This window comes from Pseudochelatococcus sp. G4_1912, assembly GCF_047501465.1.
GTDB lineage: Bacteria > Pseudomonadota > Alphaproteobacteria > Rhizobiales > Beijerinckiaceae > Pseudochelatococcus.
The window spans coordinates 141,543-154,954 of record NZ_JAZDRL010000001.1; the positions used below are offsets into that span (position 1 = coordinate 141,543).

10 protein-coding genes are annotated in these 13,412 nt (G+C 54.6%); 4 read left to right on the plus strand and 6 right to left on the minus strand.

Going from position 1 to position 13,412, the window contains the following annotated elements; genetic code table 11:
• Nucleotides 1-170: 170 nt before the first annotated feature.
• Nucleotides 171-1,118, minus strand: a complete 948-nt coding sequence (gene xerD / locus VRZ32_RS00640) for a site-specific tyrosine recombinase XerD (RefSeq protein WP_414523511.1) — start codon at nucleotides 1,116-1,118, stop codon at nucleotides 171-173.
• 9 nt (nucleotides 1,119-1,127) lie between these two features.
• Nucleotides 1,128-1,271, minus strand: coding sequence for a histidine kinase (locus VRZ32_RS00645; protein WP_414523512.1), 144 nt, complete (start codon nucleotides 1,269-1,271; stop codon nucleotides 1,128-1,130).
• Between the two features lie 282 nt (nucleotides 1,272-1,553).
• Between VRZ32_RS00645 and VRZ32_RS00650 the strand changes: the two genes are divergently transcribed.
• The 4 genes from VRZ32_RS00650 to VRZ32_RS00665 all read left to right on the plus strand — a co-directional run bounded on the left by VRZ32_RS00650 (nucleotide 1,554) and on the right by VRZ32_RS00665 (nucleotide 6,486).
• Nucleotides 1,554-2,174, plus strand: coding sequence for a shikimate kinase (locus tag VRZ32_RS00650; RefSeq protein ID WP_414523513.1), 621 nt, complete (start codon nucleotides 1,554-1,556; stop codon nucleotides 2,172-2,174).
• Nucleotides 2,175-2,255: 81 nt separating this feature from the next.
• Entirely contained in the window at nucleotides 2,256-3,425 is a 1,170-nt protein-coding gene (aroB, locus tag VRZ32_RS00655; protein ID WP_414523514.1) for a 3-dehydroquinate synthase, read from the plus strand.
• Nucleotides 3,422-5,986, plus strand: a complete 2,565-nt coding sequence (locus tag VRZ32_RS00660) for a DUF3772 domain-containing protein (RefSeq protein ID WP_414523515.1) — start codon at nucleotides 3,422-3,424, stop codon at nucleotides 5,984-5,986. Before aroB ends, VRZ32_RS00660 begins: the two co-directional genes overlap by 4 nt.
• Before the next feature lie 17 nt (nucleotides 5,987-6,003).
• Nucleotides 6,004-6,486, plus strand: coding sequence for a CAP domain-containing protein (locus tag VRZ32_RS00665; protein WP_414523516.1), 483 nt, complete (start codon nucleotides 6,004-6,006; stop codon nucleotides 6,484-6,486).
• A 28-nt stretch (nucleotides 6,487-6,514) separates the two neighbouring features.
• Here the strand turns inward: VRZ32_RS00665 and VRZ32_RS00670 are convergent, their stop codons facing one another.
• The 4 genes from VRZ32_RS00670 to gyrB all read right to left on the minus strand — a co-directional run bounded on the left by VRZ32_RS00670 (nucleotide 6,515) and on the right by gyrB (nucleotide 13,366).
• Nucleotides 6,515-8,101 (minus strand): peptide chain release factor 3, encoded by a 1,587-nt coding sequence (locus VRZ32_RS00670; protein WP_414523517.1) that lies wholly within the window; start codon nucleotides 8,099-8,101, stop codon nucleotides 6,515-6,517.
• 91 nt (nucleotides 8,102-8,192) lie between these two features.
• Nucleotides 8,193-9,413, minus strand: coding sequence for a lytic murein transglycosylase (locus VRZ32_RS00675; RefSeq protein ID WP_414523518.1), 1,221 nt, complete (start codon nucleotides 9,411-9,413; stop codon nucleotides 8,193-8,195).
• A gap of 68 nt (nucleotides 9,414-9,481) precedes the next feature.
• Entirely contained in the window at nucleotides 9,482-10,711 is a 1,230-nt protein-coding gene (locus VRZ32_RS00680) for an MFS transporter (protein ID WP_414523519.1), read from the minus strand.
• A 228-nt stretch (nucleotides 10,712-10,939) separates the two neighbouring features.
• A complete protein-coding gene (gene gyrB / locus VRZ32_RS00685) occupies nucleotides 10,940-13,366 on the minus strand; it encodes a DNA topoisomerase (ATP-hydrolyzing) subunit B (protein ID WP_414523520.1) in 2,427 nt (808 codons plus the stop codon).
• Between the last annotated feature and the right edge of the window lie 46 nt (nucleotides 13,367-13,412).

Genomic DNA, 13,412 nt, shown 5'->3' on the forward strand with positions numbered 1-13,412 from the left:
TCGAACCCGTTTCAAGCGCATGGGCAACGCGCGCAGATAATGCTGCAAACGCTATAATGCATCTTATTGGGATGCTGCCTGTACCGCTAACCAGCGGCTACCATCGCATGCTCCAAGGGGGATATGCAATATCCGCTTATGGTTTGAGGTGGATAGGCTTGAGAGAGTTTCTAACTATCACCGAGCGGATGCAGATCGCGCACCATGGCTTTCATGCGCTCATCGAGAATGTGGGTGTAGATCTGTGTTGTAGCGATATCAGCATGGCCAAGCAGCTCCTGCACCACGCGTAGATCGGCACCATTGTGAAGCAGATGGCTGGCAAACGCATGGCGCAATACATGCGGGCTGACGCGTTCAGGAGATAGACCAGCTTGTATCGCCAAATCCTTGAGATCGCGCGCAAATGCTTGCCGTGTGAGGTGGCCAGAAGCGCTGTCAGCGGGGAATAACCACTGTGAATGGCTTTCACGGTTGTTGGCCGCAGCTTCACGAAGCATAAGGAAGGTCCTGGCGGCTTCGCGCGCGGCGTCGGTCAATGGCACGAGACGTTCCTTATCGCCTTTTCCGCGCACGATCAGAAAACGTTCACGCGTGCGGGCCGCTGTGATCGGTAAGGCGATCAATTCGGATACGCGCAAGCCTGTGGCGTAGAGAACTTCCATAAGGCACGCCATTCGTGCGCGCATGAGGCGTTTGGCCAAAGGCAAGGTTTCATCATTAATGCCTGCATGGGCTTCCGTCAGTAGACGATCCACCTCTGCAATCGATAACACCTTGGGCAGTGATTGTCCGCGCCGTGGTCCTTCGATGGCCGCAGCGGGATCTGTACGGCAGTGGCCTTCGCTATACAGAAAACGGTGGAGCTGGCGCACGGCCGATAGTTTGCGGGCGGCCGACGTTGCTTTCAGGCCGCGTTCATCAAGCTCAACCATAAATGCACGGATGGAATCGGATGTTGCAGAGTCAGGCGTCTTGTTCTGGCTAAGCAAAAAAGCAGTGTAATCCGTTAGATCGCGGCGATATGCATCGAGTGTATTGCGCGAAGCACCACGCTCTGCTGCCAGCATATTGAGGTAGAGATCGACAGCGACAAGGGCAGAACCGGGCTTCGGCATGGCTTGTCGTTAGCGCGGCAGGCGGTCGGCGGGGATTGCGACTGTGATCTCACGCATTTCGGGCGTGAGGTAAGTCGCCAGTGCATAAAGGCCTGCATAGCCCAGACCCGTGAGAATGCCGACAATGATAAGAAGACGAAAAAGCGTAGGCATTGTTACTCCGCAGGCCGGTGATACAAAGGTCGGCCACGATAAGAATATCATCCGACGTTGCGTACGTGCAGACATTTTCCCGTGATAGTAAACAAGCCATGATCGACAATTAGCCGCATCTGGCGCATGGTTGTAACATGCTAATGAAATACGTGAAGGCGTGAGAAAGGATCTGCGGTGAAGTTGGGCAATGGCCATGATGCAATAATGCGCGGATGTTAGGGACAGGGATGCGCAAGGGCCAGGGTGCAACACACAGAATAACGCGGATACATGTAAAATATGAAGACAGATGACGGAGATACAGGCTCTGAGGTTGTTTCACGCGATACCGCGCATCGTGATATGCAGCGGGATGCGGCGATGTGCGCGCGGATTGCAACAAAGCTTGGTCATCGTACGGTCACGTTGATTGGCATGATGGGTGCGGGCAAAAGCACAATCGGTCGGCGCCTGGCGCAACGTCTCAATCTGCCATTTGTCGATGCTGACCTGGAGATCGAAGCAGCAGCGGGCATGTGCATCGCAGATATCTTCTCAATCCATGGCGAAGCGCATTTTCGTGAAGGCGAGCGGCGGGTCATTGATCGGCTGCTCAATGAGGGACCACAGGTGCTCGCAACTGGCGGTGGGGCTTATATGAATCCGCAGACCCGCGCACGCATTGGCGAATCGGGGCCCTCTATCTGGCTGATGGCTGATGCTGACACGTTGATGCGTCGCGTGCGTAAACGTCCCACGCGGCCTCTGTTGCAGACGGACAACCCTGAAGCAACCTTGCAACGCCTGATGGATGAGCGCTATCCCGTCTATGCACTGGCTGATCTTACCGTGCATTCGCGGGAAGTGCCGCATGAGACAATTGTCGATGAACTTGTGGCCATTCTCGACGCTAATCTGTAAAGAATGAAGCCTCAGCAAAATGGCCGTTTCAGCAGGACGGTTTTTGCGCCAGTTTTGACGTTTGCGCTTCTGGAGACTTTGATGACCAGCAATGCTCAGGATCTCGCTTCCTCTGCAGGGGGAGCGGCCCCTATTACAGTGCCGGTTGCTCTGGGGGAGCGCTCGTACGACATCGTGATCGGCCGTGATATCGTCGCGCCTGGTGCCACGCGTGTAGCGCAGCTTGCGCCCGGTGGGGCTGTGGCCATTGTCACCGATGACACTGTTAATGCTCTGCACGGTGCGCGGATTACCGATGCACTTGAATCCCAGGGCCTGCGCGTTGCCCAAATTACAGTGCCACCGGGAGAGAGCAGCAAATCTTATGCGCAATTTGCAGCCGTGTGTGATGGGCTGATAGCGGCCAGGATAGAGCGCGGCGATCTGGTGCTGGCATTGGGCGGCGGAGTTGTTGGAGATCTGGCCGGTTTTGCTGCGGCATCAGTGCGCAGAGGGGTGCGCTTTGTGCAATGGCCAACAACGTTGTTGGCGCAGGTCGATTCATCGGTTGGTGGAAAGACGGGTATTAATTCGTCTTATGGCAAAAATCTGGTGGGGGCATTTCATCAGCCCTCGCTGGTTGTGGCCGATATGGCGGTGCTCGATACTTTAAGCGCAAGAGAGTTTCGTGCCGGTTATGCCGAAGTCGTCAAATATGGCTTGATAGATGATCCGGCTTTTTTCGAATGGTGCGAGCTGAACGGCACGGCGGTATTTACGGCGGGCGAAGCATGCGCAAAAGCGGTGGCGACGAGTTGTGCTGCCAAAGCGGCGGTTGTCGCGCGTGATGAGCATGAGAATGGCGATAGGGCTTTGCTTAATCTGGGCCATACCTTTGGCCATGCGCTTGAGCGTGCCTGTGGTTATGATGGCGCACGGTTGGTGCACGGTGAGGGGGTTGCGATCGGTATGGCGATGGCATTCCGCTTTTCAGTCAAGCTCGGGCTTGCATCTGGGCAGGATGCTGAGCGCGTGGAGCGTCATCTAAAAGCAGTAGGTTTGCCAACGCGGTTGCAGGAAGTGCCAGGCGATATCGGCGATCCTGATAGCCTCCTGGATGCGATGGCGCAGGATAAAAAGGTGCGGCGTGGCGCGCTTACTTTTATCCTTGCACGTGGAATTGGGCAGAGCTTTATCGCTCACGACGTGGCGCGGGCTGACGTGCATGCGTTTCTGATGGATGAATTTGCTGCGGACGGGGTTGCTAAGTGAGTGTGTTGGGTAAGAACGTAAGTGCCCGGGCTATGATGCTGCGGGTATGCAGCATGCTGATGCTGTTGGCGCTGGTTGCGTGTGGCGATCCTGTCGTGGTTGGGCAGGATACGGCAGGTAAGGCGCCTTCGGTTTCTAAATCTTCCATGGCTGCAAAGCCTTCCTCTCCTAAAGTATCCTCTACCCAGGACAATGCCAACGGTGCGCGTCCCGCGCCCTCTACTGCACTTAATGTAGTGCGGGCTGAGCTTGAGACGCTCGAAAAAGCGCTTGAATCGAATGATCTGAATGAAGAGCAACTGCTTGGCATGCGGGAGCGTGTGGGCGATGCGTCAAGTCAAATTCGGGCTGTGATTAGCGATCTGGCGCCTCGTGCGGCTGCTATTAGTGCACAGCTGGCGCAATTGGGTCCCCGCCCGGCAGAAGGTGCTCCGCCTGAAAGTGAAACAACTGCCAGAGAGCGCGATGAGCGTAGCCGAAATCTGGCAGAACTGCAGGCTGGCATTGGCCTCGCGGAAGCGATGTTGGTGCAGGCCGGGCAGATTTCGACCTCTATCAATGATAAACGCAGACTTGTCCTTGCCAATGAATTGTTTGCAAATGGCCCTAGCCTTTTCAGCCCGGGCTTATGGAAAGAGGCGCTCAGCCATGTGCCGGAGGGGCTGGAATCTGGCCGCAAAATTTTTGGCGGCTGGCTTGTCGCCGCATCTCAGCGTGCCCGTGATGGTATGGCATTAGCGACCTCCCTGGCGATTGCCGTCTGGGCGGGTTTGCACTTTTTTCAGCGCCGTTTCCTGCCGCGGTTAAACCGCCGTTCGTCTAATGAAGCCAATCCTGAGCGACTGCGCAGGGTTACGAAAGCAATGGGGGTGATGCTCTGCGCAACGGTGCCGATCATCGCTTCCATGATGACGCTGTTCGCTGGCCTCGATGCGGAGGGGCTTGCTGACGGACGGATGGAATCCGTCATTGTCTGGCTGCTGGTGAGTGCAGGATTTGTATTTTTCATGCGGGCTCTTGCCCGTGCGATTTTTGCACCCGGATTGCCGCAATGGCGATTGTTCTCACTTGATGATGATACGGCAACCTGGCTTTACCACACCAGCGTTGTGCTAACGGTGGTGATGCTGGCGGGGCAGTTATTGCAGGTTGTCGTGGCGGCAGCTGATGTGCATCTGTCACTGGTATCCCTGGTGGATGGTCTTGCTGCCTTTTCCGTAGCGGCTGTGATGTTCTGGACTTTGCAGGGTCTGCGGCGGCGTGCAAAACCGATTGAGGATGATTTCGGCCCCTATGTTCCCTCTGAACCGCAATTGTGGAGCCTGGCGCGTGTGGTGGGGTGGTTGGCCACTTTTGCCATTCTGGCCGCCTTGCTGACAGGTTTTATTGCATTTGCGTCCTTTATTGTGGACCAGGTAATCTGGGTTGCCACAATCGTTGGCCTATTCTTCCTTATCACGACGCTGATTGAGGAAGTTGCAGTTGAAACACCTAAGCGCAATTCGCGGGTATCATTGGTGTTGCAGACGAGCGTGGGGCTGCGTCGCCGCACCTTGGAGCAGATCGGTATTTTGTTTGCTGGTCTGACTAAACTGGTGTTTTTTGCCATCGGAATCATGTTGATACTCGCCCCTTGGGGGCTTGAATCGAATGATGTGGTCACCTCTCTCAAACTACTGCGGGCGGGGTTTTCGATTGGTGATTTACGTATGTCACCGGTCGATATATTGGGCGCTATCTTCACCTTTGGGATCACGCTTTTCATCAGCCGTGTGATTCAGCGTTGGCTTTCAACACGGTTCCTGCCTGCGACGAGTGTTGATCCGGGTATTCGAAATTCTATCGCTACAGGTGTTGGCTATATCGGCTTTTTCCTTGCCGTTGGTTTGGCATGCACGCAGATTGGGTTAAGTCTTGATCGTGTTGCGATTGTCGCTGGTGCGCTGTCTGTCGGTATCGGTTTTGGTTTGCAGTCCATCGTGAACAACTTTGTATCCGGTCTCATCCTGTTATGGGAGCGACCGATCAAGGTGGGCGATTGGGTCGTTGTTGGGCCAGATGAAGGATATGTGAAGCGCATCAATGTGCGTGCTACTGAAATCGAGACCTTTGATCGCGCTGCTGTGATTGTGCCTAATTCAAGTCTCGTATCAGGCACAGTGAAGAACTGGCTGCATCACGATAAACTAGGGCGCGTGATTATCGCAATTGGCGTCAATTATGCAGCTGATCCTGAAGTGGTACGGGACTTGATGTTGGCTTGCGCCAAAGAGCACGCACAGGTTCTTGATACACCGCCTCCGAGTGTGTTGCTGCGCGGGTTCGAGCCAACAATGTTGCGGTTTGAGATGCGTTGCTTCATTGCAAATATCGAGAACCGGCTTTCTGTTACCAGCGATCTAAATTTTGCAGTTCTAAAAGCATTGCGCCAACAAGACTTCGTGCCAGTACGCCCTATGGTTTGGGAAGAGTGGAAATTCGGTGCCAGTGATGGTGCAGACGCTGAAGGTGGCTTCAACCATCATCACGGGCAAGACGATACGGGATCGGCAAAATCATGATCGTGGCAGGAATGACAATGACAAAAGCTGCGGCACTGGCTTGTTTGTTGCTTGGCCTCACTTCTTGTGCTGAGCCACAGCGTAGCACGGGTGTTGCCCCGTTTTATCGTATGGTTGATCATGCTGGGGCCAAGGTTGATGCGGCTGCAGCAGAGGAGATCATCACAGCTTATCGCCGCAAGAACGGGCTGGGTGCCGTAAAGGTTGATGCGCTGCTGAGTGCTCAGGCGCAGGCGAGTGCGCAAGCAGCTGCACGGGCGGATAGGCCAGTCTCTGCAGATGCATTGAAGGCGCAACTGATGACACAGGGTGTGCGGCAGCCAGGAGTTAATTTATCCGCAGGCTATCGGACACTGGCAGAGGCCTTTTCCGGCTGGCGCGATTCACCTCAGCATAATCGAGTGCTGCTGCAAAAATCCGCAACACGGATTGGCATTGCCACGGCCTATGCGCCGGGTTCCAAATATAAGGTGTATTGGGCGCTGATTGTTGCGGAGTAGCGAGACTCCGCAACAATCAAAGTGGTTTTCAGGCGTTATCCTGCACCTGATAATCCTTGATGTCGGTGAAGCGGATTTCCGGCCAGCGTTCCAGCTCGTAATTGAGCGAGAATGCAGTAGAGGCCATAAAAACCGGCGCGCCATCAAGGTCTACCGCGAGCGATGAATTATTGGCATTCATGAACTTGTCGAGCTCAATGCGACTGTCGCTGTCAATCCAGCGGCAAACGGAAAAGCGCGTCGTTTCATAATCGATCGGCAGGCCATACTCGCCCTGTAAGCGCGTTTTCAGCACGTCAAGCTGGAGTGCGCCAACGACGCCGACAATAGGAGCCGAACCATCCTGCGGGATGAAGAGCTGTACCACGCCTTCTTCAGCCATTTGCTGCAAAGCTTCGCGCAGCTTTTTGGCCTTCATCGCATCCGTGAGCTTGATACGGCGCATGATCTCAGGCGCAAACGAGGGTACTCCGCGGAAGACGATTTCCTCGCCCTCAGTCAGCGTGTCGCCAATGCGCAGGGTGCCATGGTTGGGAATGCCAACCACATCGCCAGCATAGGCTTCATCTGCAATTGCGCGATCTTGCGCAAAGAAGAATTGCGGCGCTGAAAGGCTCATGGGCTTGCCGGTGCGCACGAGCTTTGCCTTCATGCCCCGCGAGAGCTTACCTGAGCAGATGCGCATGAAGGCAATACGATCGCGGTGGTTCGGATCCATGTTCGCCTGAATTTTGAACACAAAGCCGGTCATTTTAGGCTCGTTTGCCTGTACAGTACGGGTATGCGCTTGCTGCTCACGCGGTGGAGGCGCAATTTCACCCATCGCATCAATCAGATCGCGCACACCGAAATTGCGCAATGCACTGCCGAAAAACACCGGTGTCAGATGACCTTCGCGGAAAGATTCAAGGTCAAAAGGCCGGCATCCCTCGCGTGCCAGCTCCAGCTCTTCCCGCCATGCATCACGATCATACTCAGGGACAAGCGCCAACAGAGCAGGATCATCAGGACCGCTGACAGGGAGGGGAGGGCCATCCTTATCGATTTGGCGTACGGTATTCTTGGCCAGGTCATAAGTGCCGGCGAAGCTTTTCCCCCGGCTGATCGGCCAGTTGATCGGTGCGGTGTCGAGAGCAAGCGTTTTTTCGATTTCGTCCAGCAGGTCGAATGGATCACGCGTTTCACGATCAAGCTTGTTGATAAAGGTGACGATTGGGATATCGCGCAATCGGCACACTTCAAACAATTTACGTGTACGCGCCTCGATACCTTTCGCAGCATCGATCACCATGATCGCCGAATCGACAGCGGTGAGTGTGCGGTAGGTGTCTTCAGAGAAGTCCTCGTGTCCTGGCGTGTCGAGCAGGTTGAAGACATGGCCGCCATATTCGAATGTCATCACCGATGTGACGACTGAAATACCGCGATCACGCTCAATGCCCATCCAGTCGGAACGGGTTTGAACACGGTTCTTCTTGGCTTTGACCTCACCGGCAAGCTGAATCGCACCACCGAAAAGAAGGATCTTTTCAGTGAGTGTGGTTTTACCGGCGTCCGGATGGGAGATAATAGCGAAGGTCCTGCGAAGGGCCTCCGGAGAAGATTTGTCGGTCATGGTCTACTGGATCAGTGGCGTAAACGCAGCTTGTCGCGCGAAATGGCGCGCGATGCAAGAGGGTACACGTGATCGCGTTAATTTGAGGGCATTAACCGCCCTTGCGCAGCTTCTCCAGCAGGGTGGTTGTGGGATAGCCATCTGCAGGGAGACCCAGTGTGCGCTGCGCCTCACGCGTGCCGGCGCGCGTATCTGCGCCAATGACGCCATCAGCCTTTCCAACAGAAAATCCGCGTGCATTCAGAAGATGTTGCAGTTCGCTAATCTGCTTGGGAGACATATGGTTGATGGCTCCGCCGCGCCGCACAGCGGGAGCGCCCTCTAGCCTGTTAGCGAAATAACCAATGGTGGTGACGTAAATGAAGGACTGATTCCACTTCAAAAGCACATTGAAATTAGGATACGCGAGAAATGCTGGTCCACTGCGCCCCATCGGGAGCAGAAGCGAGGAGGGCAGGGCATCTGCGGGAAGTGGCGAGCCATCTGCCATTGTCACACCAAGGCTTGCCCAGTGGGAGCGCGGTTGGCGGCGGTCAAGCCCCGTTTGCTCCCAAGGGAGTTCTGCGGGAACGCGGATTTCGTCTAGCCAGGGCTGTCCGGCTTTCCATCCCAGCTTTGATAAGTAATTACCTGCAGAGGCAAGAGCGTCGGCAGTGTTACGGATAAGATCGCGCCTTCCGTTTCCATCATAATCTACAGCGTAGCGCAGGTAATCAGATGGCATAAACTGTACCTGACCAATTTCACCCGCCCATGCGCCCACCATTTGGGCTGGGGTAAGATCGCCGCGCTCTATGAGGCGCAGGGCGTCAAGTAATTGTGCCCGGAAGAGTTCAGGCCGGCGGCAGTCATAGGCCAGTGTTGCCAATGAACGCATTGCCGGGAATTTGCCATTATTGGCACCAAAATCAGTCTCAAGGCCCCAGAATGCTGCAATTATGGAAGCGGGCACGCCGTATTGCGCTTCGATCCTCTGGAAGGTGCCTCGGTGTATACCGATTTGCTTCCGCCCTTGTTGCAGGCGCCCAGCAGAGACCATACGGTCAGAAAATTGCAGAAAGCTTTGCCCAAATACTCCTTGTCCACGATCCCGTGAGACAACATTCGCATCGTAGGTGAGGCCATCAAGACCTGCAGATACAGCAGCGGGTGAGATACCTGCTGATAACGCTTCCTGCCGCACGCCTTCAAGCCAGGTGCCAAAACCGCCCTCGCGTTGGCAGGCCGCGTTGGCCATGCTTATTGAGGCAAAAGATACAACGCCAGCGATTGCGATTTTAGCAAATGTTGCCTTGAGTATGAAATGACGCATGTTTTCTTCCCCACTCTTACTCATTTTTGTGGCGAGTGTGGCAGATGGCATATCTGCGTCAAGGGGCGTCAATCCTGCTTCCGTGCCTTGTTTCCAAAAAGCCTGGGTCCTAATAGATGTAAAACAAGGCCCAAGGTAGCAATGCCAATACCTGCTGCAGAGACACCTCTCCAGCCATTGTATTGCCATGCCAAGGTGCCGATTAAGGAGCCGGCTGTGCCACCAATGAAATACGCCGTCATAAAAATCGTATTGATGCGGTTGCGGGCATTGGGCTGCAGGCCGAAAATACGCGTCTGACTCGTGATTTGCACGCCTTGTAAGGCGATATCGAGAATAATCACCCCGATAACCAGCCCAATAATCAGGTGACCACCGACGCCCATCACCGCGAATGAAATCAGCATCAGTAATGTTGATGCACCAATCATTTGGCGTGATGGTACCCTGTCTGCCAAACGCCCCGCAATGGTTGCGGCAAAAGCTCCTACCATGCCGATAAGGCCAAAGAGGCCCGCGACTGAAGGCCCGTAACCAAGTTCAGGGCTTGCTAGATGGGGTGTTAGTGTCGTCCAGAAGATGTTGAAGGTTGCAAATGCCAGAGCTGCTACAACCGTTGCTTCACGTAGCACCGGCTCAGCCCGCCAGAGCGGTAATAATGAGCGCATCAACGCCCCATAGCCAAGCGATGAGGTGGGTGCAACCTTAGGAAAGGTCAGCCTTATGAGCGCTGCGATTGCAATCATAATGAGCGCAGCTATAACAAACATTGTGCGCCAGTTTGCATACTCTGCGACAAAACCAGCAAGTGTTCGCGCCCCCAGAATGCCGGTGAGCAATCCGGACATGATAATACCGATAACACTCCCGCGTTTTTCTGGCGGTGCTAATTGGGCAGCCATCGGAATGATGTACTGTGCCGAAATCGAAAACATGCCAACAAAGAAGCTTGCGCCCAACAGCATACCAAATGATGGTGCAGCACCCGCTCCCAGCAATGCGATGATGAGCAGAGCTACAACTAATAAAATCAATCGGCGACGTTCAAAAATATCACCCAGAGGTGCAAGCAGCAGCAGGCCAACTGTATACCCCGCTTGCGTTGCTGTGGTGATAAAGCCAGCAGAGGTTTCTGGCACGCTCATGTCGCGCGCCATATTCACCATCATAGGCTGGTTGTAATAAGTGTTGGCAACAGCAAAAGCGCAGGCGACTGCCATAGCAAAAACAGTACCAGAGCCAATAGAGCGAACAGCCGGAGACAGGCCCTCGGCAGAACTGGGGGGCGCGGATGTCATTATGCAGGACTCATGGAAATAAAAAACAGTATCAAACTGGCACGGCAGCTGCCTCTGGCAGATGCTCCCAATTTGGGTCGCAAAGAAACCTGAAGTGATGTACGGCCAAGCAGGATTTCACGCCACTTCAGGTGGTTGAGTTTGAACGAGCCTGGACCGATCTGATGCTTCCATCCTCCCGCAGCAATGCTTTAGCATGTTTAAGCGGGAAGATGTCAGTGCGGTGCATCACACGTCGAGATTTGCAACGTTGAGCGCGTTATCCTGAATGAACTCGCGGCGTGGCTCTACCACGTCGCCCATCAGCTTGACGAAAATGTCATCTGCTGCGGCTACTTCACGCACGCGCACTTGCAACAAGGAGCGATTGTCACGGTCGAGCGTGGTTTCCCAAAGCTGTTCCGGGTTCATCTCGCCAAGACCTTTATAACGCTGCATCTGCAAGCCCTTGCGGCCAGATGTGGTCATGCTTTCGAACAGTGATACGGGCCCTGTAACCTGAATCGCCTCACCCTTGCGGATGAGCGTTGCAGGTTTACCAAACGCGTCTTGTAAATGCACAGCCATTTCATCAAGACGACGCGCATCCGTTGATTCCAGAAGTGCGCTATCGAGCGTGGCCACTTGCTTTACGCCGCGCACCATACGCGTCAGCACAAAGCCACCATCAGCCACCCTGCCTGCCCAGCCGCGCTCGGTCTCATCCGAAATCGCGTCAAGCCGACGAGCGATATAATCAGCTGTTTCTTGTGCTTTTTCAGCGTCATCCGCAATTTGTGGACGCAGCGCACCGGCAATAGCTGCCTGCTCAACAACCATACGGTTATAACGTGTGTGCAGGTGATCAAGCACTTGACGTACAACGCGCGCTTCTTCCACCAAGGTGCGCAGATCTGCGCCGGCACGTTCTTCGCCGCTTGCGATTTTGAGAACAGCGCCATCAGTACCAGTTTCGATCAGGTAATCTTCCAGCGCGCGTTCGTCCTTCAAATACTGTTGCGACTTGCCGCGTGAGACCTTGTAAAGTGGAGGCTGGGCAATAAAAATATGACCACGCTCAATCAACTCCGGCATTTGACGGAAGAAGAACGTCAGCAGCAGCGTACGGATATGACTACCGTCAACGTCAGCATCGGTCATGATGATGATCTTGTGATAACGGAGCTTTTCCGGCTTGAAGTCTTCGCGGCCGATGCCGGTGCCAAGTGCCGTGATCAGTGTGCCAATTTCCTGGCTCGACAGCATCTTGTCAAACCGCGCGCGTTCGACATTAAGAATTTTACCGCGCAGCGGCAACACGGCCTGATATTCACGGTTGCGCCCCTGCTTGGCCGATCCACCTGCGGAGTCACCCTCAACAAGGAATAATTCGGATTTCGCTGGATCGCGCTCCTGACAATCCGCCAGTTTGCCCGGAAGCGAAGCAATGTCGAGCGCACCCTTGCGACGTGTCAACTCGCGGGCACGTTTTGCGGCTTCACGTGCGGCAGCAGCTTCCACTACCTTGCCGATAACAATTTTGGCTTCAGTCGGATTCTCTTCAAACCATGCCGCCAACGTCTCATTCAAAATGCCTTCAATAACGGGCCGCACTTCGGATGAAACCAGCTTGTCCTTGGTTTGGGAGGAAAATTTTGGATCCGGCACTTTGACCGAGACGACCGCTGTCAATCCTTCGCGGCTGTCATCGCCGGTGAGAGAGACCTTTTCCTTTTTAATAATGCCAGATGATTCCGCATAACTTGCAACCTGGCGTGTGAGCGCCGCACGGAAGCCTGCCAGATGCGTGCCGCCATCGCGCTGCGGAATGTTGTTGGTGAAAGGCAGCACATTCTCATGGTAGCTGTTGTTCCACCATAGTGCGACTTGCACATCAATACCATCCCGCTCGCCATGTACGACAATTGGCTTGCTGAGAAGCGGATGCTTGGCGCGGTCGATATATTGCACAAAGGCTTCGATGCCGCCTTCATAATAAAGCTCTTCGACCTTGTGTTCAGCATGACGATTGTCAGTGAACGTGATGCGTACGCCTGAATTCAGGAACGCGAGTTCACGCAGGCGATGCTCAAGCGTTGCATAATCGAACTCAATCATCGTGAAAGTTTCAGGGCTAGGCAGGAAGGTCACTTCCGTGCCGCGTTTGTCACCCGCATCGCCTACTTCAATCAGTGGAGCGATGGCATCACCATGACGAAACTCAAGAAAATGCTCACGACCACCGCGCCAGATACGCAACTTCAGCCACGTAGACAAGGCGTTAACAACTGACACGCCCACGCCGTGCAAACCGCCCGAGACCTTGTAGGAATTCTGGTCAAACTTACCGCCGGCATGCAGCTGGGTCATGATAACCTCGGCTGCTGAAACGCCTTCTTCTGTATGAATAGCAGTTGGAATGCCGCGCCCGTTATCGGCGACCGTGCACGAGCCATCAGCGTTCAATGTTACCGTCACCCTGGTAGCGTGCCCGGCCAATGCCTCATCAATGGCGTTATCAACGACTTCGTACACCATATGATGCAAGCCCGAGCCGTCATCGGTATCCCCGATATACATGCCCGGACGCTTGCGCACTGCGTCCAGACCCTTCAGCACCTTGATGGAATCGGCACCGTATTCGTCAGACTGAAGCTCGCGGGCGGGTTCGGACATTACGCTTCCTTGACATGTATATGCCCCGGAAGGGCAAAAAAACCTG

Excerpts from the sequence above, each read along its gene's own strand:
- xerD (WP_414523511.1), bottom strand. The coding sequence starts at position 1,118 with ATGCCGAAGCCCGGTTCTGCCCTTGTCGCTGTCGATCTCTACCTCAAT.
- VRZ32_RS00645 (WP_414523512.1), bottom strand. The coding sequence starts at position 1,271 with ATGCCTACGCTTTTTCGTCTTCTTATCATTGTCGGCATTCTCACGGGT.
- VRZ32_RS00650 (WP_414523513.1), top strand. The coding sequence starts at position 1,554 with ATGAAGACAGATGACGGAGATACAGGCTCTGAGGTTGTTTCACGCGAT.
- aroB (WP_414523514.1), top strand. The coding sequence starts at position 2,256 with ATGACCAGCAATGCTCAGGATCTCGCTTCCTCTGCAGGGGGAGCGGCC.
- VRZ32_RS00665 (WP_414523516.1), top strand. The coding sequence starts at position 6,004 with ATGACAAAAGCTGCGGCACTGGCTTGTTTGTTGCTTGGCCTCACTTCT.
- VRZ32_RS00670 (WP_414523517.1), bottom strand. The coding sequence starts at position 8,101 with ATGACCGACAAATCTTCTCCGGAGGCCCTTCGCAGGACCTTCGCTATT.
- VRZ32_RS00675 (WP_414523518.1), bottom strand. The coding sequence starts at position 9,413 with ATGCGTCATTTCATACTCAAGGCAACATTTGCTAAAATCGCAATCGCT.
- VRZ32_RS00680 (WP_414523519.1), bottom strand. The coding sequence starts at position 10,711 with ATGACATCCGCGCCCCCCAGTTCTGCCGAGGGCCTGTCTCCGGCTGTT.
- gyrB (WP_414523520.1), bottom strand. The coding sequence starts at position 13,366 with ATGTCCGAACCCGCCCGCGAGCTTCAGTCTGACGAATACGGTGCCGAT.